This is a genomic window from Pacificispira sp. (assembly GCF_965228185.1).
GTDB lineage: Bacteria > Pseudomonadota > Alphaproteobacteria > UBA8366 > Aestuariispiraceae > Pacificispira.
In genome coordinates, this window is the sequence record NZ_CBDDHE010000003.1 from 167,312 (window position 1) to 190,130 (window position 22,819).

Sequence of the window (22,819 nt, forward strand, 5' to 3'; positions counted from 1 at the left end):
GTGAGTCGCTTTTTCAGCAGACGCGTCCGGGATCCCGACGCTCTGGATATTTCGGCGTTCAGGAACAGTCTGAGCGGCGCGGAAATGCGCGATCTCTTCGACTATTGGAACGCGGCCCGGAACGCGGGTGCCGCGATGCCCCGGCGGGCCGATATCGACCCGCTGGAAATCCCAAAGACGCTGTTGCCCTATCTCTACATCGTCATCGTCGAAGCCGATGGCGGATACCGCTTCCGACTGGCCGGGACGCGGATGGTAGAAGTCTTCAAGCACGACGTCACCGGCAAGCGGTTGGAACAGGTGCTGGAAGCGCACGATTTGAAGAACGCGGTGCGGTCCTATGGCCGCGTCGTTCAGTCTGCGGCCCCTTGGTACTCCCGCGTCACCTATAAGGTCGACGGTGTAAGCGGCATTCTGTATCAGCGACTGACCCTGCCCCTGGGGGAAGGCGGCGCGGTCACGCATCTGCTGGGCGGGCTCACCATCCACCGCGATCATCTGATTTACGAGGATTTCTACGAATCCCACGGCCGCCATGCGTTGGATGTGGAAGACCGGCTGGAAGCCGTGTTGACCCTCTAGCGCGGGTCTTCGTTGTCCGGCTCGGCGGCCGGTTCGGTCTCCGCCGGACGCTGTCGGTTGGGGTCGCCGTTTTCCAACAAATGCACAACGCGCTGGGCGTAGGGGATGACGATTCCTTCCTTCGGGAAGCGGCGCAGGATTTCCTTGCGGATGTCGCTGGCAATCCAGACCACCCAGAGGATGTCGCTGGTGAACAGCCGTACTTCCATCTCGATCCGGCTGTCGTCGATCCTCATGACCAGGGCGACAGGCTCAGGATAGCGGCGGCACCGCGGATGGGCTTTGGCGATTTCCAGCAGCAATTCGGACACACGGTCGACATCGCTGTCCAGCGCGACGCCGATAGGGACATCGACCCGGCCGATCTTGTCCTTGTGGGTCCAGTTCTTCAGCGCTTGGGACAGTAGATCGGCGTTGGGCACGATGACGCTTGCCTTCTGCCATGTTTCGATCTCGGTCGCGCGCATGTTGATCTGTTTCACGAAGCCTTCGTTCGACCCAACCACCACCCAGTCGCCGACCTTGATCGGCCGTTCGATCAGCAGGATCAGGCCGGAGACGAAATTGTTCACGATATTCTGAAGGCCGAAGCCGATCCCGACGGACAGCGCGCCGGCGATCAGCGCGATATTGGTCAGGTCGACGCCAGCCACCGCGACGGCCAAGGCGGCGGCGACGACGAAGCCGACATAGCCGATCCCGGCGGTGATCGAATGGCGCAGGCTTTCTTCGATCTCCGTTTCCGGCAGGATTTTTTCGGCCAGGCTGCGCTTCAGGGCGCGGATCAGCGCCAGGGCGACGATGAAGACGAAGACCGCCAGCAGGATGTCCGTCAGGGAGATCGTGACATTGCCGATTTGAAGGCCGCTCAACGCGACGCGCAAACCATGCAGCAGGTCGGTTTCCGACACGCCCCAATTCGGCGCTATGATACTGACGCCCAGTACGAAGATCGCGATGTCCAGCAGGAAGCGCGTCGCGAATTTCAGGCGACTGCGGGTCTTGTGACGGACCGCCAGCCGGTCGCGGACCAGGGGGCTGCCGGTCACGAATCCGATCGCCTCGCGGAACAGGCCGCGCAGGATATAGAGGATCGACACCAGGATCGCGGATCCCAGCAGGTTGTTCAGAAGATAGTTGCCCAGATGGGTGTACCCCAAGGCCGGGGCCAGGGTGCCGACCAGCGTGACCAGGACCAGAAGCGCGTGCAGCGCCTTCCAGAACGGTCGCCGGGCAGTCTTGATGGCCTCCTCTTCATCGTCTTCCTCTGGGGCGTCGCTGTTGTCCCGTGCGATCTCGTCATTCGTCTTCCACAGCGACGGACGCAGCAGTGCCAGCGCAAGCAGCCCTTGGGCGAGGCTGAGCCCGAAAGTCCATACCGATTGAAACTCGGGCGACAGCACGTCGGACAATTGCGGGACCGCGTCCCCGGCGCGCAGGACGAATTCGTCGACACAATACAACAGCGCCAGCGGGCGGATGAGATTGAGGATCTGCTGACCCTTTTCGGGTTCCAACCCGGTCAGCCGCCAGTTCGGATCCTCGGGCGAGAAGACCGAATGGGGCAGGGCGGTCACCAGCACGAAAATCATCAGGCATTGCGCGGCCAGCCCCAGGATCGTCCCGAAATCGCTGAAGAACGGCGATCCTTCGGTCTGGGTGCGCAAGATGATGACGCCCAGGATGGCCGCGGGCAAAATTCCCCGCGCGACCCCGTCCGCGACCGCCGCCAGCAGACGCCGGCTATAAGGGGGCTGTTCTTCGACCGGATAGGGGCCGAAGCGGCGCAGTACGAAGCGGCGCAGCCACCAGGCTGCGGCCAGGCCGATCAGAAAGAACGCCGCTGCACCCAGGAAGCCGCCGCTGCGCTCCTCGTCGGCCAGGCCTTGCCACCAACCGACGGCCGTCAGGGCGATATTGGCGACAAAGCTGCCCACCGTATCGGGCAGCGGCGCCAGGGTGCTGGGCAGATAGGGCAGAGGCCCCTGTTCGAGCAGATGCGCCGCCAGGCGGGTCCGTTGCTCCTGCCCGACGCGGGCGACCAGGTTCGTCGCCCGGGTGATTGCCAGTTCCGCCAGGGAAAACTGGGACTTTGCATCCGACAATGATTGATTGAGCCGCGACCGTTCCGTCGCCACCGGGTCCGGCTCGGGAGCGGCGTTTTCCCCCTCCGGCGGTGGGCCCAGGGCATCCAGGCGCGCGTTCAACTCGCTGACCGTCGCTCCGGCACGGTCGCGTGCCTGGGTCGCCTCGTTGATCACCTTGGTCAGGGTTTTCTTGACCGCCTCGCCCGCCTCCGGGGACAGGTCGGAATCCTTCAATAACTCCTCGATGACATCCATATCGCCGTTCCAATCGGCGGCAAGGACGCTGAACGGGGTCTCCGAATTCTGCGCGCGCGGCGACTCGACCGGCAAAACCAGCACGGCCAGGGTCAGGACCAGCAGGGCGAGGAGGCGGCAAGCCATCAAGCTTCTCAAAGGGTTGGATTGCAACATGGCGACGGGATGGACTGTACCACAGCGCTTCGTTATGAACAGGGCTATGCCGGAATCAGCTATGCTCCCCGATATGGATACCGATCCTGACCTGTGCGCCCATCTGGGCTATCGCCAAACCGTCGACGATTGCCGCGCCGACCGCATTGGCGCGGGCGGGCTGACGATCTCGACGCTGGAAACGCTGTTGCGTCGCCTTTCGCCGGCGATCGAACGGCTGCAGGACGCCCATGCCAGCGGCCAGATACCGTTCCTGCGCCTGCCGTCGGCCCGCGCGGATCTGGAAGCGCTGGAACCCTATGCCGAGCATTATCAGCGCCGGTTCGACGATGTTCTGATCCTGGGGACGGGCGGCAGTTCGCTTGGGTCGCGGGCGCTGTACGAAATGGCCGACCGTGAGGCAGACCGCCTGCGCCGTGCGCCGCAATTGCACATCATCACCAATGTGGACCCGTTCGTCTGGGACCGCCTGATCCGTCGCCTCGATTACCGCAAAACCGGCATCGTCGTGATTTCGAAATCCGGCGGCACGACGGAAACGATGATGCAGTTCCTGTCGCTGCTGCCCGTCGTGATGGAGCAGTTGGACGCGGAGGATCTGCGCCGCCACGTCACCCTGATTACCGAGCCGGGGGACAACCCGTTGCGGCGCCTGGGCGCCCGCTACCGCATACCGGTCCTGGACCACGATCCGAAAGTCGGCGGCCGTTATTCGGTGCTGAGCGTGGTCGGCATGCTGCCGACGATGATCGCCGGGCTGGATGCCGTTGAAACCCGCGAAGGGGCGCAGCGCGTCCTGGATCAGGCCTTCGCCGCCAAGGACAATCCGGCGGCCTGTCCCGCGGCAGTCGGGGCCGCGGTCAGTGTCGGTCTGCAGATGGAACGGTCCATCGCGGCGACGGTGATGCTGGCCTATTCCGACCGCCTCGGCTCCCTGGCGCGCTGGTACCGTCAGCTCTGGGCGGAAAGCCTGGGCAAGAACGGGTTGGGCACGACGCCGGTCTATGCCACCGGCCCGGTCGACCAGCACAGCCAGCTTCAGCTTTGGCTCGACGGGCCGGCCGACAAGATGTTCACCGTAATGGGCGGCCCGAACGATATGAGCGGCGCCGCGATCGACCCTGCTTTGGCAGAGGATCCGCGCCTGTCCTATCTGGTCGGACGGTCGATGGGCGATCTGATGGACGCATCGCGCCGGGCGACGGCTGAGACGCTGGCGCGGCGCGGTCGGCCTGTACGCCGCATCGAACTGGCGCGGATCGACGAGGGCGCGATGGGCGCGCTGATGATGCATTTCATGCTGGAAACCGTCCTGGCGGCGGATCTGATGGGGGTCGACCCCTTCGACCAGCCCGCGGTCGAGGACGGCAAGGTCCTGATCCGCCGTTACCTGGCGGAGCGCGGAGACGCGTCGTGAACGCCATCGCCCAGCCCGTTATCCGCCGCCTTCCGGAGACCCTGGTCAACCAAATCGCGGCCGGTGAGGTCGTCGAACGTCCCGCCTCGGCGGTCAAGGAGCTGGTCGAGAACGCGCTGGATGCCGGCGCGACGCGGATCGACGTCACCATCCGCGATGGCGGCCGGGCGCTGATCTCCATCGTCGACGACGGACGCGGCATGACGCCGGACGAGCTGAAGATCGCGGTCGAACGGCACGCCACGTCGAAACTGCCGGACGAGGATCTGTTTCATATTACCACGCTGGGCTTCCGGGGCGAGGCGCTGCCGTCGATCGGATCGGTCAGCCGCATGGCGATCACCAGCCGACCGCAGGGCGCGGAGGAGGCTTGGCGCATCGAGATCGAGGGCGGCCGGGTCTTCGAACCGAAACCGGCGCCCGGCGGGCCGGGCACGACGGTTGAGGTCAGAGACCTGTTCTACAGCACCCCGGCGCGGCTGAAATTCCTGCGCAGCGCCCGGGCGGAAAGCGGCGCGGTGGCCGACGTCCTGAACCGGCTGGCCATGGCGCATCCCAATGTCGGCTTCTCCCTGACCGATGACGGGCGCGAGAAACTGCGCCTCAGCGCCGCCCAAGGCGAATTGCTGGACCTGCGCCTGAAGCGGCTGGGCGGGATCATGGGCCGCGAGTTTCAGGAAAACGCGTTGGCCATCGACGCCGAACGCGAAGGGTTCCGCCTGACCGGCTATGCCGGCGTGCCGACCTTGAATCGCGGCAATGCGATGATGCAGTTCCTGTTCGTCAACGGTCGCCCGGTCCGCGACAAGCAGTTGATCGGCGCGGTGCGCGGCGCCTATCAGGATTTCCTGGCGCGCGATCGCCATCCGTTGCTGGCGCTGTTTCTGGAATGCGAGGCGCGGGCCGTCGACGTCAACGTCCACCCTGCGAAAAGCGAGGTCCGCTTCCGCGAGCCGGGGATCGTGCGCGGCCTGATCGTCAGCGCCCTCAAGCACGCATTGGCCGAGGCCGGACACCGCGCGTCTACCACCGTCTCGTCCGCCGCGCTGGGCGCGTTCCGGCCGTCGCAACTGCCCGATACGCGCCAAGCCAGCTTCTCCGGCGGCTATGCCTACCGTCCCCCGCCGCCGCCCGCGCCGGGATTGGCGGAACGGTCCTATGAATGGCAGCGGCCGGACGGTTTCGCCCCGGCGGCCCGGCCCAGCTACGATCCTGGCCCAGCATCGGGCGATCATGTCGATCCGGAAACCGGGGAAGTCACGCGGGCGGAGCGGCCCCTGACCGAGTATCCGCTGGGCGCGGCGCGGGCGCAGCTGCACGCGACCTATATCGTGGCCCAGACCGAGGACGGCATCGTCATCGTCGATCAGCATGCCGCCCATGAGCGCCTGGTCTATGAAACGATGAAGCGCGAGATGGAAAAGGGTGGCGTCCCGCGTCAGGGATTGCTGATCCCGGAAATCGTCGAACTGGACGAGCGGGATGCCGAGCGGCTGGTGGAACGCGCCGCCGATCTGGAAAAGCTGGGCCTTGTGGTCGAGGCTTTCGGGCCCGGCGCGGTCGCAGTCCGCGAGACGCCGGCGCTGCTGGGCGAGGTCGATGCGCGCGCCCTGATCCGCGATCTGGCGGACGAGTTGGAGGCGCTGGGTAACACCTTCTCGCTGCAGGAGAAGCTGGAGGAGGTTTGCGGCACCATGGCCTGTCATGGGTCGGTGCGGGCCGGCCGCCGTCTGAACACCGACGAAATGAACGCCCTGTTGCGCCAGATGGAGGCGACGCCCCATTCCGGCCAATGCAATCACGGCCGCCCGACCTATGTCGAATTGAAGCTGGCCGATATCGAGAAACTGTTCGGCCGCCGGTGACCTTCCATGCCGCCCGACGGGGTATTTCCTTTCCCCGGCCAGTGCGCTCGGTTAAACCGATGTCGAGCCAACCAGCCTAAGGTCGCCTTCTGACCATGTCCGCCATCCGCCCGATCCTGCCGGTCATCCTGGCCACGATCTTCAACATCGTCGGCATGGGGATGGTCGTGCCGGGGCTGCCCTTTCACGTCACCTCCCATGGCGGGGAGACGGGGGTGGCGCCGCTGATCTTTTCCGCCTTCTCGGCGGCGGCTGTGCTCGGCGCGCCGGTCTGGGGCTGGCTGTCCGACCGGTTGGGACGCAAACCGGTTCTGCTGGCCTCTGCGCTGACGACCGCGCTGTCCTATCTGTGGCTCGCCAATGTCGACAGCCTGACCGAACTCTATGCCAGCCGGATCTTCGCCGGATTGATGGCCGGATGGTTCGCCGCCTCGATGGCCTATGTCGCCGATGTCACCGCGCCGGCGGACCGGGCGAAGGGGATGGGCATGCTGGGCGCGTCTTTCGGCATCGGCTTCACGATCGGTCCGGCTCTGGGGGCCTGGGCCGTCGGCGGCGACAATCCGGCCTATGCGCTACCGGCCTATGCGGCGGCGGTCTGCACTGTGGTTTGTGCGCTGATCACCCTGTTTTTCGTGCGTGAGCCGGAACGCCATTCCGAGGACCGGACGGTACGGTTCGCCACCGATGTGTTGCGCAACGCTGATATCTCCAAACTGCTGGTACTGCATTTCACGGTCCATCTGGTCTTCACCGCGATGGAAGGAGTCTTCGCGATCTGGGCGGCGGTCAAATTCGGCCTGGGCGCGCGGGAGGTCGGCTTCTATCTGGCCTATGCCGGTCTGGTGACCGTCATCGTACAGGGCGGGATCGTGCGCCGGATTGTCCCGGTTCTGGGCGAGGGGCGGGTCATCCTGATCGCGGTCGGGCTGCTGATGCTGACCATGGCGGCCGTGGTCGCCGTGTCCGATGTCTGGATGATCCTGATCCCGATGGGGCTGTTGGCGGTGGGCATCAGCCTGCACAATCCGGCGATGCAGAGCCTGTTGAGCCAGGTCGCGCCGGACCAGATGAAGGGCGGGACGATGGGGAACGCGCAAAGCGCCCAATCCCTGGCCCGGGTCGCCGGTCCCGCTTGGGGCGCCGCGGCGTTCAGCGAATTCGGGCCGGATTCGCCCTTCCTGATGGGATTCGTGATTCTAGCCGGCGCCTTTATCTTTGCGTTGTTCCTGTCCAGGCGCTTCACAAAGGCGGCGCTTGCGTCGAATGAAGCATAAATGCGTGGCGCATTTGCCTGAAGAAATTCGTATAAATATACCCATATTGTTGATTTTAAAGCAGTTTTAATTCCCATTCCTGAATGCGCATGATTTCATTCCGGCTCCTGGAGGAGCGGAAGGAATGGGCGATTCTCGACGTTTGGCGGGGCTTTCGGGGAGGGCTGCCGCATTCTGGCATTCGACGTCCGGCGGCACCTTGCCGCTGGCGGCGGGCATGATGTTGTCGCTGGTCGGGTTCGCCGGTGTGGCCCTGGACGGCGCGCGCCTGATCTATGCCAAGGACGTATTGCAGCGCGCCGTCGACGCGGGCGGTTTGGCGGCGGGCCACGCGCTGGATGTCGAAGACATGGACGCGGACGGCCACGATTTCTTCAACGCCAATGTCGCGGCGGGCGGCGGCATTCTGCGCAACACCGATATGAACATCGTGATTTCCGACGACGACCGGGTCCTGACCCTGACGGCGACGGCGCAGGTGGAATCGACCTTCATGTCGGTCTTCGGGTTCGAGGCGATCACCGTGTCGGCGTCGACCGAGGTCACGCGCGAGACGCGCGGCATGGAACTGGCGCTGGTGATGGACAATACCGGCTCCATGCGTTCCGGCGGCAAGATCACCGCGATGAAGGACGCCGCCCGTTCCCTGGTCAACAACATCTATGGCGACGAGGAGGTGAACCCGAATCTGTGGGTCTCGCTGATACCCTATACCGCGGCGGTGAATGTCGGGGCCGGACGCTCCGCCTGGCTGGACAGTGACGGGCAGGATGCGATCGATGACGGCGATTTCGGACCGACGGTCTGGAAAGGCTGCGTCGAGGCGCGGGACGGGACCGGGGACCGGACCGACGATCCGCCCGTCGACGATCCGTTTTCGATCTATTTCTACGCCGATGCCAGCGATAATGACTGGATCCAGTCCGGCGGCAGCTACGATATCGACGAGGCGAACGGCGCCGAGAATGACGGGACGGGCCCCAATCTTGGCTGCGGCCCGGCGATCACGCCCCTGACCGCTGCCAAAGGTCCGGTGATCGCGGCGATCGACGAGATGCTGCCCTGGCATCGGGGCGGCACGACGTCCAATCTGGGGCTGGTCTGGGGCTGGCGGACCCTGTCGCCGCGCTGGCAGGGGCTGTGGGGCGGGGCGACGCCCTCGGAACTGCCGCTGTCCTATGACGAGCCCTTCATGGACAAGGTCATCGTCGTGCTGACCGACGGCCAGAACCAGTTCTACGATCATAATGGCGGCGGGCCGCAGGGGTCGGATTACACCGCCTATGACCGGCTGAATGTCTTCGGCTATGCGACGCTGGATCAGGCGCGGGCGGAAATCGACAACCGGTTCGCGGCATTGTGCACGACGATCAAGCAGACCGGCATCAAGATCTTCGCGATCACCTTCGGGTCGACCCCCAATGCGTCGACCCAGTCGCTGTACCGGACCTGCGCGTCCAATACCGGCTTCTATTTTCATGCGCCGTCCAATGACGAGTTGCAGACGGTTTTCGACACGATCGGCCGCCAACTCAGCAATTTGAGGCTGTCGCAATGATGCGGGCCTTCCTCAGATCCCGGGAGGGCACGACCTCCGTCGAACTGGCGCTGGGATTCCCGGTGCTGCTGTCCTTCGTCATCGGGGTGATCGAGATCGCCAATCTGATCTTTCTCAGCGTCGCGCTGGAGAACGCGGTGCTGCATGCCTCGCGCTTCGGCATCACCGGCTCGACGGCTTCCGGCGTGACGCGGCTGGAGCAGGTGCGCGGCATTATCGAAGACCAGACATTCGGCCGGATCCCGCCGGAGCATCTGGTCATCGACACGCTGGTCTTCGATCAATTCGCCGATATCGGCAAGCCGGAGCCCTTTGCCGACGCCAATGGCAATGGCAGTTTCGACGAGGGCGAGACCTATTCCGACGTCAACGGGAACGGCAGCTGGGACGCCGATATGGGGACGGCCGGTCTCGGCGGGTCAGGCGATATCGTGCTCTACCGCGTGCGCTATACCGCGCCAAGCCTGACCGGCTTCATGGATTGGGCGACGCAGGCCGTGCAATTGACCGCCGCCGTCGCCGTGCGAAACGAGCCCTATTGATGGAACGGCTCGCCCAATTCCTGCGCGACCGGCGCGGCTCTGCCCTGATCGAGATCGCCTTCTCGATCCCGATCCTTATGATCCTGCTGACCGGCATCGTCGAGACCGGTATCTTCCTGATGCTGAACCAGAAACTGCAGCATACGGCGGTCGCGATCTCGGATTTGACCACACGCGACGAGGAGATCGATCAGGCGACGATGGACGATATCTTCAACGCCGCGCCGCTGATCATGGAACCGTTCGCCATGGCCGCGAAGTCGCGCGTCTTCGTGACCGCCGCGGGCAATGATTCCGGCGGCAACCCGACCATCTTCTGGCAACGGACCGGCGCGGGCAGCCTGTTGCAGGCATCGGGGATCGGCATAGAAGGCGGGGTCCCGACGCTGCCGCCGGACATCCCGTTGCGCGACAACGAGACCCTGGTCGTGACGGAGGTCTATTACGAATATCAGCCGGTCTTCTTCTCCGTCATCGACCCCGTCCGCCTCCGCCGCACCGCCTTCTACCGCCCGCGCATCGGCGCGCTCCAGGCCATCGGCGGCGATTGAGAGGGCTGTTCAAGGCTGATGTGCGTAGGTGCACGATGGTCGGGGTACGTACATCGTCATCCCCGCGCAGGCGGGGATCCAGAGGGAGGGGCAGCGGGCGTGCCGACGGCCCTGGATTCCCGCCTCCGCGGGAATGACGGGAGAGGTGTGGCCCGGAGGGTTAAAGCCCGAGTTCCTGCGAAAGCAGGAACCTCCTTGGGTTCGGCACCGAAGACTAACTTCGAAGGCTCCTGCTTTCGCAGGAGCACGGAGGTGGGTGGTTTGTACCTCGTCATCCCCGCGCAGGCGGGGATCCAAGGGGAGGGGCAGCGGGCGTGCCGACGGCTCTGGATTCCCGCCTTCGCGGGAACGACGGAAACGGGCGGACCCTCGCCGCCAATGTCAGGGAGGCGGCGGGGTCAGGCGGCTGCGCTTTTGGCCGGTGCGAAGCGCAGGGCTTCCAAATAGGACTTTACCGTCGCGTCGAAGCCCATCCACAGGGCGTCCGCCGTGAAGGCGTGGCCGATGGAGACCTCGTCCAGGCGGGGCAGGGCGTGGACCAGGGCGGGCAGATTGCGGGTCGTCAGGTCGTGACCGGCATTGATCAGCAGGCCCGCCTTCACGGCCGCCTCGGCGGTCCGGACATAGCGGCGCAGTTCGGCGTCCCGATCTTCCGTGTCATAAGCATCGGCATAGGGGCCGGTATAAAGCTCCACCCGGTCGGCGCCCAGACTGGCGGCCTTGTGCATCGCGGGTTCGGGGTCGTCGGTCGCGTTCATGAACAAGGACACCCGGCAGCCGATCCCCTTCAGGGTCGCGATCACCTGGCGCAGGCGCGCTTCCTCGGCGAAGACGTCCCAGCCATTGTCCGACGTCGCGGCGTCGGGCGAATCCGGCACCAGCGTCGCCTGTTCCGGGCGCACGCGGTCGACGATGGCCAGATAGTCGTCGAAAGGGTTCCCCTCGATGTTGAACTCGACACCTTGCTTGGCCCAGCCTTCTTCGCGGATCATCTCGGCCAGGTTGAACACGTCGCTGCGCCGGATATGGCGTTCGTCGGGGCGCGGATGGACCGTCAGACCATGCGCACCGGCCTTCAGGATCGTCCGTCCGGCATCGACCGGGTCGGGATAGCCGACATGCCGCTGATTGCGCAGCAACGCGACCTTGTTCAGATTGACGGACAGTTTCGTCGCCTGTCGTTTCATGGCACCAGATTCCAGTTTGATCCGTTAGCGCGCGGAATGGCTCTAATGTAGTGTCCGGCATCCAAAGATCGACAGGGCCATTTATGAAGTTTCCGCGAAGGCCTTTCGCCGGCAACTTCGCGCTGTCAAATCCGGTCCGGATGCCCGATAAGGGGGCATGGTTCTATCCGACAACATTCGCGGTGCCGCCCTCATGGCGGCCAGCATGGCCGCTTTCGTCTCGAACGACGCGTTGATGAAACTCGCTTCGACGGATGTGTCGCTGTTCCAGGCGCTGTTCATCCGGGGCGTCATCGCGACCGCGATCATCGCCTGTATCGCCGCCTGGCGCGGCCAGATCTTCGCCCGGTTCCAGCGCGACGACTGGAAGGTCCTGATCCTGCGCATGATCGGCGAGATCGGGGCGACGCTGTGCTTCCTGACCGCGTTGTTCAATATGCAACTGGCCAATGTGACGGCCATCCTGCAGGCGCTGCCGCTGGCGGTGACCCTGGGGGCCGCGGTCTTCCTGCACGAGCCCGTCGGCTGGCGGCGCTGGACCGCCATCGCCATCGGTTTCATCGGCGTTCTGGTGATCATCCGGCCCGGATCGGAAGGGTTCAACAGCTATTCCATGTTGGCCATCCTGTCCGTTGCCTTCGTGGTGTTGCGCGATCTGTCGACCCGGCGTCTTAAGGCGCATGTACCGTCGATCTTCGTCGCCATGACGACGTCCATCGCGATCACCACGATCGGTGGGGTGATGTGCCTGACGACCGAATGGCGCCCGATCGAGGTCGCGACTGTCTGGCCGGTGGCCGCCGCCGCCGGGTTCCTGGTCTTCGGCTATCTGTTCAGCGTCATGACCATGCGGGTGGGCGAAATCAGCTTCGTGGCGCCCTTCCGCTACACGATCCTGATCTGGGCGATCCTTCTGGGCATCTTCCTGTTCGGCGAGTATCCCGATGAATGGATGCTGGTCGGCAGCGCGATCATCGTCGGGACCGGGATGTACTCCTTCTATCGCGAACGCATCCGGGGCCGATCGATCCCGCATCGTAACCGGCGGCCCTAGGCCCCATCGGACGTGCCGTGTTCCCCTCTCCCCTGGGGAGAGGGTGGCCCGAAGGGTCGGGTGAGGGGCTGCGATGGTGGATTGCGGCACGACTTCCCCCTCACCCCGGCCCTCTCCCTCGAGGGAGAGGGAGACTGTTGCTGTGGCAGATGGATTGGAAACCCGCGCGCCGAAAAAAAGCCCCCTTCCGGTGGGAAGGGGGCAGGGCATCACCTGCATTGCCGGTAGAGGGAGGGACGTCTGAACTACGCGGCGGTGCGGCAGGTGCTGAGGACTTCTGCGATGGTTTGGCCCAGGGCGGCCGGGTTCGGCGCGACGGTGACGCCGGCCTCCTTCAGGATTTCGACCTTTTCCTGGGCGCTTTCGCCGAAGGCGGAAATGATCGCGCCGGCATGGCCCATGCGGCGGCCTTTCGGGGCCGACAGGCCGGCGACATACGCGACGACGGGCTTCGTCATATGATCGCGCACGAAGGCGGCGGCCTCGGCTTCCTGGGGGCCACCGATCTCGCCGATCATCATCACGGCGTCGGTGTCGGGGTCGGCCTCGAACAGTTCCAGGATGTCCTTGAAGGAGGAGCCGTTGATCGGGTCGCCGCCGATCCCGACGGAGGTCGAGACGCCGATGCCCAGCTCCTTCATCTGGCTGGCGGCCTCATAGCCCAGCGTGCCGGAGCGGCCGACAATGCCGACGCGGCCCGGCTGATAGATGTGGCCGGGCATGATCCCCATCATCGCCTTGCCGGGCGAGATCGTCCCGGCGCAGTTCGGACCGGCCAGGATCATCCGGTTTTCGGCCCGGTACCGACGCATGTAGCGCTTCACCCGCATCATGTCCTGGGCCGGGATGCCGTCGGTGATGCAGACGCAATAGCGGATGCCCGCATCAGCCGCTTCCATGATGGAATCCGCCGCGAAGGGCGGCGGCACGAAAACGATGGACGCCTCGGCGCCGGTTTCCTCGACCGCGCCGCGCACGGTGTTGAAGACGGGGCGCTCCAGATGGGTTTCGCCGCCCTTGCCGGGGGTCACGCCGCCGACGACCTGGGTGCCGTAATCGATCATTTCCTGGGCGTGGAAAGTGCCGATGCGTCCGGTGAAGCCCTGAACCAGGACCTTGGTGGTTTCGGTCAGCAGGATGGCCATGATCTCTCTCCTCAGGCGGCGGCGCTGAGGCCGCGCCAGGCACCGACCGCCTTGCGCGCGGCATCGGCCAATGTGTCGGCAACCAGGATCTGCAGGCCGCTTTCGGCCAGGATGCGGCGGCCTTCCTCGACATGCGTGCCCGACAGGCGGACGACCAGCGGGATGGTGAGGTCCAGTTCCCGCACGGCCTGGACCACGCCCTCGGCAACCCAGTCGCAGCGGTTGATCCCCGCGAAAATGTTGACCAGCAGCGCCTCGACCTTGTCGTCGGCCAGCACGGCCTTGAAGGCTTTCACCACCCGTTCCGGCGACGCGCCGCCGCCGATATCCAGGAAGTTCGCAGGCTCTCCGCCTTCGATCTGGATCATGTCCATGGTGGCCATGGCCAGGCCCGCACCGTTGATGATGCAGCCGATATGCCCGTCCAGCCCGACATAACTGAGACCCCGGTCGGCGGCATAGGTCTCGCGGGCGTCCTCTTGCGACTTGTCGCGCAGTTCGGAAATGCGCGGCAGGCGGAACAGCGCGTTGTCGTCGAAGGTCATCTTGGCGTCCAGCGCGACCAGATGCCCGTCCAGGCCGACGACCAGCGGGTTGATCTCCACCATGGTCGCGTCCAGATCGCTGAACGCCCGGAAGCAGCCGATCAGGATCTGGGTCATCTGACCCACTTGGGACGGTTCCAGCCCCAGGCCGAAGGCAATCTCGCGGGCCTGGAAATCGCGCAGGCCGACCGCCGGGTCGACGCTGACCCGCAGGATGGAATCGGGCTCACTGGCGGATATTTCCTCGATCTCCATCCCGCCGGCGGCCGACGCGACGACCATGACGCGCTCGGACTTCCGGTCCAGGACGAGACCCAGATAGATTTCCTGTTCGAAGGCGGTCGCTTCCTCGACATAGAGGCGATAGACAATCTTGCCGCGCGGGCCGGTCTGGTGCGTCACCAGTTTGCGGCCCAGCAGGTCGTCCGCCGCGTCCCAGATTTCCCGGTCGGTGCCGCAAACCCGGATGCCGCCCGCCTTGCCGCGCGCCCCGGAATGGATCTGCGCCTTCACGACCCATTTCTCGCCGCCGATTTCCCGCGCGCGGTAGGTCGCCTGTTCCGGGCTGTAGGCCAGGCCGCCGCGCGGCACCGGCACACCGAACTCGGACAGCAATTCCTTGGCCTGATACTCGTGGATATCCATGACGCGTCTCCCTTCAGGGCTGGCCTATTCGGCGGCGGCGGCCAGGGCGGCGGGTGCGGTTTCGCGGTAATAGTCAATGGCCGCGCCGACGCCGGACCCGGCCTGCAGGCCAACGCCGCAATCGCGCAGGGCGATTTCCGCGGCCGCGATGCCGGACAGGATTTTCACCTCGTCCAGCGCGCCCAGATGGCCGATCCGGAAGACCCGGCCGGCCACCTTGGACAAGCCGACACCGAAGGAGGTGTTGTATTTGTGATAGGCGGTGCGGACGACATCGGCACTGTCGATCCCTTCCGGAACGACGACCGCCGTCACCGTGTCCGATGCGATTTCCGGCCGGGCGGCGCAGATATCCAGCCCCCAGGCGCGGACTGCGCGGCGGACGCCTTCGGCCAGACGGTTATGCCGGGCCCAGACATTCTCGATGCCTTCCTCTGCCAGGATGTCCAGCGACACCCGCAGGCCGCGCAGCAGCTGCGTTGCGGGCGTGTAGGGGAAGTATCCGTCCTTGTTCGCACCGGCATGCCAGGCGAAGTCGAAATAACTGCGGCGGCATTTCGCCGTTTCACTGGCGGCGAGGGCTTTCCGGCTGGCGCAGACGACGGACAGGCCGGTCGGCAGCATCAGGCCTTTCTGAGACCCCGCGATGGCCAGGTCGACGCCCCAGTCGTCCATGCGGAATTCGATACAGGCGATGGAACTGATCCCGTCGACCATCAGCAGGGCCGGGTGGCCGGCGGCATCCAGGATGCGGCGGACACCCGCGACGTCGGACGCGACGCCGGTCGCGGTTTCGTTCTGACAGACCAGAACGGCCTTGATTCCGGCCGCGTCCGGTTGGGCCAGGCGTTCTTCCAGGCGCTCCAGCGGGAAGGCCTCGCCCCATTGCGTCTCCCATTCCTCGGTCTCGAAACCCAGGTCGCGGCACATCTTGGCCCAAAGCATGGAGAACTGGCCGAAGCTGGCGACGATGACGCGGTCGCCGGGTGATAAGGTGTTGGTCAGTGCCGCTTCCCAGGCGCCCGTGCCCGAAGACGGAAACAGGAAGATCTCACCCGTTTCCGACTTGAACAGCGTCTTCAGGTCCCGAAACAGCGGTTTCGTCAACTCCGGGAAGTCCGGTGCCCGAATGTCCTCCATCGCCAGATTCATGGCGCGCCGCACCCGGTCGGGAATGTTTGTCGGGCCGGGAATGAAGAGGTGTTTCGGTTCGGTCATGGTGCTGTTCCTCGGATAACGGAGCGGTAAAGGGTCAGGACTTGTCCGATGTCGGGCCGTAGCATTCGGCCTCAACGGTCCGGATGGCGTCATGGAAGGCGAAAGGATCGGCCGGTTCGGGCCGAGCGGTCCGACGCTGGGTCAGATACAGGCGGAACGGATTGGGATGGTCCCTGTCGAATTCGACGACGGTATCGGGCATCGGCTTCGTCCTTTCGGAAAGGAATGAAGCGGATGGGGCCCCGGCGACCCGTACGATCTGGCGTCCAGCGAAACCGTATCGGATCTTCCCATCCGCTTCTGAGAGCTAAGATCGGGCAAAAGCGGTTTTGCCGGAACATTCCGATGGATAGCCGGATGATCTCTTATGGGCGGGGCGGCAGGGTGCCGGATGGGTAGGGTGCTCCCTACCCGCGATCCCGCATGTGGCTCTGGATTCCCGCCTTCGCGGGAATGACGACATAGTAGACGATGCCCATATCCGTCATTCCCGCGAAGGCGGGAATCCAGGGGGACAGGCACGGGGGGTAAACATAGGCCGGGCCGAAATTCGGCGTGTCAGTCGAAATCCCGGCGGCGCTCGACGAACAGGGCGACGGCCATGGCGCGGTTGCTGACGTCCAGCTTCTCATAGAGGTTCTTCAGATGGAATTTCACGGTGTTGCCGGAGATGCCGAACCGCCGGGCGATCTGAAGATTGGTCCAGCCCTGGGACAGCGACTTCAGCAACTCGCGTTCCCGCTGGGTCAGGTCGGCGAATGGGTCGCTGTAAAGCGCGCGGACGTCGATATAGGGGAAGCTGATCCGGCCGTGGGAGACATCGATCAACGTATCCAGCAGGAATTCCGGCGGCTCGCTTTTGGAACAGAAGCCGAAGCCGCCCAGAGCCATGACCCGTTTCGGAATGCCGGGATGGGGGGAGCCGGTATAGACGACGATCTTTTTGCGCGCGCCGGAACCCCGCACGGCTTTCAGAACTTCGTCGGCGCGCATGTCGGGCAGCAGCCAGCCGATCACGCCCAGTTCCACCGGGCCGTTCAGCAACGCGTCCAGAAACGCTTCGCCGGAATCGAAGCAGCCCCGGCAGAGGAACCGCCCGTCATCGTCGCACAGGCCGCTCAGCCCGCGCCGGACCAGCGGGTTCTTGTCCGCAATCAGAATGTCGATGCGCCGTTCCATCCCCATGATTTCCGTTCGGTGAGCCCGAATCTGCCGGATTGCTCCGGACGAACCCGGCATTTTCCACGGAAATCACCAAACGAGTGCCGGATAAGCGACGCGTTCTCGCACAAACGGCCCATGTCGGCGGAGGGGCGGGCGTTTTACCAGCCGTTGCAGCGGCTCCAGACCGCGTCCGGGGCGCCGTCTTCCAGCACGGTGTATTCGGGATAGGCCGCCGCCGTCATGCAGGCGTGATTGGGCAGGACGCGGACCAGACTGCCGACCGGCAGTCGATCGAACAGGGCCGGGTCCGGCAGCACGACATGGCCGTGTTCCTGACTGACGGAGGTCACAAAGACGCCGGGGATCGGGGATCCAGCCGCGTCGCAAACCTCGCCGTATCCGACTTCGGGGCGGAAGGCGTTGGCACCCCGGTCCTTTGACAGGGCAAGTCCACCGGCGTCGATCAGAACCTTCCCGGCCTCGCGATTGTGGCCGATGACAGTAGCCAGCACGCTCAACGCCAGTTCCTCTCGCTGGCAAATACCGCGCGATTGCTGGTCCAGGTCGAAGAAGACGAAGACCCCGGCGCGGTATTCGGTCAGCCCGGTGGCGTCGCGGCTGAACAGTGCGGTCGGTGTCGACCCGGCGCTGACTGTCCGGATTTCGTGGCCGGCGGCGCGCAGACGGTCGGCGGCTTTCACCACCGCCACGCGTTCCTCCTCCGCGATGCGTCGGATCTCGTCGGGATCGGCGACCCCATAGGAATGCCCGGCATGCGTCAGGACGCCGTCGAGCCGTGCCGTCTTCGACGTGGCGAGTGCTTCCGCCATGGCCAGCAGGGTGTCGCCGTCCGGGGCGACACCGCCGCGCCGGTCGCCGCAATCGACCTCGATCAGAAGCTTGAAAGCGGCGCCGTGGTCGGCGACGGCCCGGGCTGCGTCCACCGTATCGGCGATGACCTTAAGGTCGACGCCCCGGCCGATCAGCGCCGCTGCCCGGTCCAACTTGCCGGGCGCGATCCCCACGGCATAGGTGATGTCGGTGAAGCCGTGGTCCGCGAAATACTCGGCCTCCTGCAGCGTGGACACCGTGATGCCGCGCGTCCGACCCGCCGTCGCCAATTCGCCCACCGCCGCGGATTTCGCGGTCTTGAGGTGCGGGCGCAGGGCGACGCCCAGCGCACCCACCGCCGCGGCCATGCGCGCGATGTTGGCTTCCAGGCGCGACCTGTCGAGGATCAGGCGCGGCGTTTCGAGACCGGCCAGTCGGCTCATCGCTCCTGAACCAGGCGCCAGACCGCGTGAATGCTGCCGGGCAGCCAGCCGAACAGGCACAGAATGATGTTGAGGATGAAATGAAGGCCCAATCCGTCCGTCATCAGGACGGAGATCGGCGGCAGGAAGATGGCAAGAAGAACGCGCAGGATGCTCATATCGTTTCCCCTATTTTGCATGTTGGGTGAGACTAGGCGGCTTCGGTGGGGGGCGCCAGTACCGAAAGGGTTGAATTCCGCTTTGCCGCCCCAAGTTTCGAATTATAATCGTTTGCATGTATTCCGTGGATTTCACAGCGCTTGTAGAATTGGCGTCCGGCCGGGAAGCGGTGCCGGCCGACGCGATGAGTGCCAACCCGCCCCGGTCCCTTCCGTTCAATAACGCGTTGGATCTGGCGGAGTTCCAACCGGTTCATGAAATCGTGACCGGCATGTCCGACGACGGCGTCGTGGTTTGGGACAAGTTCGATATCGCGCCTTTCGCGGCCCTGATGCCTTCCATCGCAACGCTAGACCAATTCAAGACCGACGCGGGTGAGGACGATTACATCTATCGTTTCGTCGGTCAGAATCTCGAAACCATCGCCAAGCGAAGCCTGCGCAAGACCAGCCTGCGGGAAGTCCTGCATGGCAAGAATCGAGATGCCATTCTGCAGGAGTATGGTGCCACCTTGACCGGTCGCGTGCCGCGCGCCAGCACTGGCAATGTCGATATCTCGGATCTGGTCTGGGTGCGCTATCTGCGTTTCCTCTATCCGGTGCGGACGAAGACAGGGATCGACCGGTTGCTGTTGTTCATGCTGTTCGCCGCACCGTGACTATTTGATCCCGGCGCGCATGAAGCTTTGCACGAATTGGCGCTGGAACAGCAGGAAGGCGATTAGCAACGGCCCGGACGTCATCAGTGTCGCCGCCGTGATGATCGACCAGTCGATCCCCTGATCGACGGCTGAAAAGACCGACAGGCCGACCGTGACAGGCCGCGTTTCCACCGAATTCGTGACGATCAGCGGCCACAGGAAATTGTTCCAATGGTGGCTGACCGATACCAGGCCATAGGCCAGATAGGTCGGCTTCGCCAGCGGGACATAAACCTTCCACAGCACGGTCAGCGGCCCGGCGCCTTCGACCCGCGCGGCCTCTTCCAGTTCCTTCGGCACGGTCTTGAAGGTCTGGCGCAGCAGGAAGATCCCGAAACCTGACGCGACATAGGGCAGGCCGATCGCCGCGATCGTATCGACCAGATCGAGCCGCCGCATGGTGACGTAGTTTTCGACGATCAGGATATCGGGCATCACCAGAAGCTGCAGCAGCACCAGCGTGAACAGGATCGATTTCCCCGGAAATTCGTAGCGCGCGAAGGCATAGGCGGCCAGCGTACACAACACGAACTGGCCGATCAGGATGAAGGTGACCAGCATTACGGTATTCAGGAAATACCGCGCGAAGGGCGCGGCATTCCACGCATTCACGAAATTCTCGACCGTCAGTGGCGCCATCAGGTCGAAGCGGGTCGCATAGGCGCCGGGATGGAACGCGGTCCAAACCGCATAGATCAAGGGCAGGAACCAGACCAGGGCCAAGGTCCAGGCGCCGACGGTGTTCAAGGCTCGGTCGAAATCGAAACGCGTTGTCATCGGTAATGCACCCGCCTGTCGACCAGAAAGAACTGGCCGATGGCCAGAACGGACAAGAGGATCAGCAGGACCACGGTCAAGGTCGCGGCATAGGCCGTGTCCCAGAATTGAAAGGCGGTCTCGTAGATGTAGAACAGCAGCAGCGAACTGGCATTGTCCGGGCCGCCTTCGGTCATGACGAAGATATGGTCGACCAGCCGGAAAGAGTTGATCACCGCGTTGACCGAGACGAACAGCGTGGTCGGCATCAGCAAGGGGAAGGTGACGCGCCGGAAATAGGTCCAGCGTCCGGCGCCTTCGATCGACGCGGCCTCGCGCAGGCTGGGCGGGATCGCCTGAAGCGCCGCCAGATAGAAGATCATGAAGAAACCGGCTTCCTTCCAGATCGCGACGACGATGACTGACCCTAGAACCAGATCGGGGTTGCCCAGCCAGTTGACCTCCGGCAGGCCGAACACCCCGCGCACCTGATCGATCAGGCCGAAGCCGGGCGTGTAGAAGAACAGCCAGATATTGGCGACCGCGATCAAGGGTAGGACAGTCGGCGCGAAATAGGCCATGCGCACGAAGCCGCGACCGCGGAGCTTGCCGTCGACCCAGAGCGCCATGATCAACGCCAACGCGATGGAGACCGGGATGGTGACCAGCGCATACCAAAGGTTATTGGACAGAACCTGCCAGAAGGTCGAATCCGCCAGCAGGAACTCGTAATTGTCCAGACCGACGAATGTCGCCGGCCGCTGCCCACGCGGGGTCGAGAAGAAACTGTCCCAAACCGTGGTGACGGCCGGATAGTGCGTGAAAGCGAACAGCAGAATCAGCGCCGGAGTCAGCAACAGCCAGCCGTGAATCCATTCCCGCCGGGCTAACATGGGTTGCTTCCTCTCCCGTCATTCCCGCGCAGGCGGGAATCCAGGGGGGCTGGCACGGTCGGTGCCTTATGGCCCTGGACCCCGGCTTTCTCCGGGGTGGCGGACATGCATGCTCCTACGGAAGCAGGAGCCTTCGCGGTGTCCGGCGCGGTGCCGGTCGATCGAAGACTCCTGCTTTCGCAGGAACACGGATTTTGGTGGCGGGCCGGGCTACTCCAATCCCCGTCATTCCCGCGCAGGCGGGAATCCAGGGGGACAGGCACGGTCGGTGCCTTATGGCCCTGGACCCCGGCTTTCGCCGGGGTGGCGGACATGCATGCTCCTACGGAAGCAGGAACCTTCGCGGTGTCCGGCGCGGTGCCGGTCGATCGAAGACTCCTGCTTTCGCAGGAGTACGGGAGGTTTCGGGTAACAGACATCTAATTCTCCAACCCGGAAACACCGGCGGCCGGGGGCTTGGACCCCGCACCGCCGATGCCTTCCGAACAACTCAGCGATAGGCCTTCAGGATCCGGTCAGCCTGCATCTGAGCCTCTTTCAGCGCCTCTTCCGGCGTCGATTTGCCGGTAATGGCGGCTTCCAGCGCATCGTTGAAGATCGTCGTGATCCGCTGGTTCTGATAGGTCGACAGTTCCGCGACCGCATGTTCCAACTGGTCACGGGCGACCAGTGCGGCCGGGAAGTCGGCGACGTATTTCTTCATCAGATCGGTTTCCCAGGCGTCCGGACGCGGCGCGACATAGCCGGTCGCGATGGTCCAGCGGGCGGCCTGTTCCGGGGCCGAGATCCATTTGATGAAATCCAGCGAAGCGGCCTTCTGCTCGTCGGTGGAGTCCTTGAAGATGTAGAAATTGCCGCCGCCGGTGGGCGCGCCGCGGCGTTCGTTGGCCGGCAGCATGGCGACGCCGAAGTCGAACGGCGCGTTGTCGCGGACATTGGTCAGGTTGCCCGTCGTGGTCCACATCATCGCGGTCTGGCCTTCGAAGAAGGCTTTCGGCGTGGCGCCCCATTCGATGATGCCCGGCTGCATGACGCCATGTTCCTTGGACAGGTCGATCATGAAGTCCAGGGCTTCGACGACTTTCGGGTCGTCGAAATTGGTCATGTTGCCGTCGCTGTTGGCCAGGATCACGTCATTCTGGGTCGTGAAACCTTGGAACAGCCAGTAGGGGAAGCCGGAGGACGGGATGCGGACGCCCCACTGGGTGACGTTGCCGTTGGCGTCCTTCTTGGTCAGTTTCTTGCCGAATTCGACCATTTCTTCCCAATTGGCCGGCGGCGTGTTCGGGTCCAGCCCGGCCTCGGCGAAAGCTTCCTTGTTCCAGTACAGGACCGGGGTCGAGCGCTGGAAGGGGATGCCGTAGGTCTTGCCGCCGGTCTGGCTGTTTTCCATGAAGGACGGATAGAAGGCCTTCAGCCATTCCGTATCGCCCTTGCTGACCTCGTCAAAGGAGACGATGGCGTCTTCCTCGATCAGGGTGAACATGTCGACCGACAGGATCACGGCCAGTTGCGGCGGCGTGCCGCCGCGGACGGCCGTCAGGGTCTTGGTGACCGTATCCTGATAGCTGCCGGCATAGACGGCGTCGATGTTCACGCCCGGATTCGCGGCGGCGTATTCGTTGGTCAGCTCTTCGATGGTTTCCGCGGCCTTGCCGCCAACGGCGACCGGGAAGAAGAACTGCAGATCGACGGCGGATGCGCCGCCGGCGAGGAAACTGCTGAGCGCGGCGGCGCCCAGGGTTGCTCCGACTTTCCGTACCAAGGACATGGCTTTATGCTCCCTTCG

Annotated in this window: 21 protein-coding genes; 9 read left to right on the top strand and 12 right to left on the bottom strand. The window is 64.4% G+C overall.

Annotation, left to right across the window (positions count from 1 at the left end; genetic code table 11):
• Entirely contained in the window at nucleotides 1-582 is a 582-nt protein-coding gene (locus tag ACO06O_RS04465; RefSeq protein ID WP_421876707.1) for a PAS domain-containing protein, read from the top strand.
• On the opposite strand, the gene ACO06O_RS04470 is transcribed toward ACO06O_RS04465, so the two are convergent.
• Nucleotides 579-3,050: a mechanosensitive ion channel family protein gene (locus tag ACO06O_RS04470; RefSeq protein ID WP_421876709.1), complete on the bottom strand. Its 2,472-nt coding sequence runs from the start codon at nucleotides 3,048-3,050 to the stop codon at nucleotides 579-581. The two genes, ACO06O_RS04465 and ACO06O_RS04470, sit on opposite strands and share 4 nt — an antisense overlap.
• Nucleotides 3,051-3,141: 91 nt before the next feature.
• Between ACO06O_RS04470 and ACO06O_RS04475 the strand changes: the two genes are divergently transcribed.
• From ACO06O_RS04475 to ACO06O_RS04500, 6 genes are all read left to right on the top strand, one after another.
• A complete protein-coding gene (locus ACO06O_RS04475; protein WP_421876711.1) occupies nucleotides 3,142-4,497 on the top strand; it encodes a glucose-6-phosphate isomerase in 1,356 nt (451 codons plus the stop codon).
• Nucleotides 4,494-6,362: a DNA mismatch repair endonuclease MutL gene (gene mutL / locus ACO06O_RS04480; protein ID WP_421876713.1), complete on the top strand. Its 1,869-nt coding sequence runs from the start codon at nucleotides 4,494-4,496 to the stop codon at nucleotides 6,360-6,362. Before ACO06O_RS04475 ends, mutL begins: the two co-directional genes overlap by 4 nt.
• 95 nt (nucleotides 6,363-6,457) lie before the next feature.
• Nucleotides 6,458-7,639, top strand: coding sequence for an MFS transporter (locus ACO06O_RS04485; RefSeq protein ID WP_421876715.1), 1,182 nt, complete (start codon nucleotides 6,458-6,460; stop codon nucleotides 7,637-7,639).
• Nucleotides 7,640-7,763: 124 nt separating this feature from the next.
• Entirely contained in the window at nucleotides 7,764-9,197 is a 1,434-nt protein-coding gene (locus tag ACO06O_RS04490) for a TadE/TadG family type IV pilus assembly protein (protein WP_421876717.1), read from the top strand.
• The gene (locus ACO06O_RS04495) at nucleotides 9,194-9,739 is read left to right on the top strand and encodes a TadE/TadG family type IV pilus assembly protein (RefSeq protein WP_421876719.1); all 546 of its coding nucleotides are present in this window, start codon (nucleotides 9,194-9,196) and stop codon (nucleotides 9,737-9,739) included. The genes ACO06O_RS04490 and ACO06O_RS04495 overlap by 4 nt, the downstream gene beginning before the upstream one ends.
• Nucleotides 9,739-10,290: a TadE/TadG family type IV pilus assembly protein gene (locus ACO06O_RS04500; RefSeq protein WP_421876721.1), complete on the top strand. Its 552-nt coding sequence runs from the start codon at nucleotides 9,739-9,741 to the stop codon at nucleotides 10,288-10,290. Before ACO06O_RS04495 ends, ACO06O_RS04500 begins: the two co-directional genes overlap by 1 nt.
• A gap of 398 nt (nucleotides 10,291-10,688) precedes the next feature.
• On the opposite strand, the gene ACO06O_RS04505 is transcribed toward ACO06O_RS04500, so the two are convergent.
• Nucleotides 10,689-11,477, bottom strand: coding sequence for a pyridoxine 5'-phosphate synthase (locus ACO06O_RS04505; RefSeq protein ID WP_421876723.1), 789 nt, complete (start codon nucleotides 11,475-11,477; stop codon nucleotides 10,689-10,691).
• Nucleotides 11,478-11,634: 157 nt separating this feature from the next.
• Here ACO06O_RS04505 and ACO06O_RS04510 point away from each other — a divergent pair, with 157 nt between their 5' ends.
• Entirely contained in the window at nucleotides 11,635-12,531 is an 897-nt protein-coding gene (locus tag ACO06O_RS04510; protein WP_420417618.1) for a DMT family transporter, read from the top strand.
• Between the two features lie 245 nt (nucleotides 12,532-12,776).
• On the opposite strand, the gene sucD is transcribed toward ACO06O_RS04510, so the two are convergent.
• The 7 genes from sucD to ACO06O_RS04545 all read right to left on the bottom strand — a co-directional run bounded on the left by sucD (nucleotide 12,777) and on the right by ACO06O_RS04545 (nucleotide 18,680).
• Complete coding sequence (gene sucD, locus ACO06O_RS04515; protein WP_421876725.1) at nucleotides 12,777-13,676, bottom strand: succinate--CoA ligase subunit alpha; 900 nt, start codon at nucleotides 13,674-13,676, stop codon at nucleotides 12,777-12,779.
• A gap of 11 nt (nucleotides 13,677-13,687) precedes the next feature.
• Nucleotides 13,688-14,866 carry a malate--CoA ligase subunit beta gene (locus tag ACO06O_RS04520; protein ID WP_421876727.1) on the bottom strand — a complete coding sequence of 393 codons (1,179 nt, stop codon included), beginning with the start codon at nucleotides 14,864-14,866 and terminating at the stop codon, nucleotides 13,688-13,690.
• Between the two features lie 24 nt (nucleotides 14,867-14,890).
• Nucleotides 14,891-16,084, bottom strand: coding sequence for an aminotransferase class V-fold PLP-dependent enzyme (locus ACO06O_RS04525; protein WP_421876729.1), 1,194 nt, complete (start codon nucleotides 16,082-16,084; stop codon nucleotides 14,891-14,893).
• Nucleotides 16,085-16,118: 34 nt separating this feature from the next.
• Nucleotides 16,119-16,286: a hypothetical protein gene (locus ACO06O_RS04530; RefSeq protein WP_421876731.1), complete on the bottom strand. Its 168-nt coding sequence runs from the start codon at nucleotides 16,284-16,286 to the stop codon at nucleotides 16,119-16,121.
• Between the two features lie 356 nt (nucleotides 16,287-16,642).
• A complete protein-coding gene (locus ACO06O_RS04535) occupies nucleotides 16,643-17,263 on the bottom strand; it encodes a LuxR C-terminal-related transcriptional regulator (RefSeq protein ID WP_421876733.1) in 621 nt (206 codons plus the stop codon).
• A gap of 143 nt (nucleotides 17,264-17,406) precedes the next feature.
• Complete coding sequence (locus ACO06O_RS04540; protein ID WP_421876736.1) at nucleotides 17,407-18,522, bottom strand: alanine racemase; 1,116 nt, start codon at nucleotides 18,520-18,522, stop codon at nucleotides 17,407-17,409.
• Nucleotides 18,519-18,680 (bottom strand): YqaE/Pmp3 family membrane protein, encoded by a 162-nt coding sequence (locus ACO06O_RS04545; protein ID WP_420417611.1) that lies wholly within the window; start codon nucleotides 18,678-18,680, stop codon nucleotides 18,519-18,521. The genes ACO06O_RS04540 and ACO06O_RS04545 overlap by 4 nt, the downstream gene beginning before the upstream one ends.
• 125 nt (nucleotides 18,681-18,805) lie before the next feature.
• On the opposite strand from ACO06O_RS04545, the gene ACO06O_RS04550 reads away from it, so the two are divergent.
• Nucleotides 18,806-19,339, top strand: a complete 534-nt coding sequence (locus ACO06O_RS04550; RefSeq protein WP_421876738.1) for a hypothetical protein — start codon at nucleotides 18,806-18,808, stop codon at nucleotides 19,337-19,339.
• On the opposite strand, the gene ACO06O_RS04555 is transcribed toward ACO06O_RS04550, so the two are convergent.
• The 3 genes from ACO06O_RS04555 to ACO06O_RS04565 form a co-directional block, all read right to left on the bottom strand.
• Nucleotides 19,340-20,158, bottom strand: coding sequence for a carbohydrate ABC transporter permease (locus ACO06O_RS04555; RefSeq protein ID WP_421876740.1), 819 nt, complete (start codon nucleotides 20,156-20,158; stop codon nucleotides 19,340-19,342).
• The gene (locus tag ACO06O_RS04560) at nucleotides 20,155-21,030 is read right to left on the bottom strand and encodes a carbohydrate ABC transporter permease (protein WP_421876742.1); all 876 of its coding nucleotides are present in this window, start codon (nucleotides 21,028-21,030) and stop codon (nucleotides 20,155-20,157) included. The genes ACO06O_RS04555 and ACO06O_RS04560 overlap by 4 nt, the downstream gene beginning before the upstream one ends.
• A 490-nt stretch (nucleotides 21,031-21,520) precedes the next feature.
• Nucleotides 21,521-22,801 carry an ABC transporter substrate-binding protein gene (locus tag ACO06O_RS04565; RefSeq protein ID WP_421876744.1) on the bottom strand — a complete coding sequence of 427 codons (1,281 nt, stop codon included), beginning with the start codon at nucleotides 22,799-22,801 and terminating at the stop codon, nucleotides 21,521-21,523.
• Between the last annotated feature and the right edge of the window lie 18 nt (nucleotides 22,802-22,819).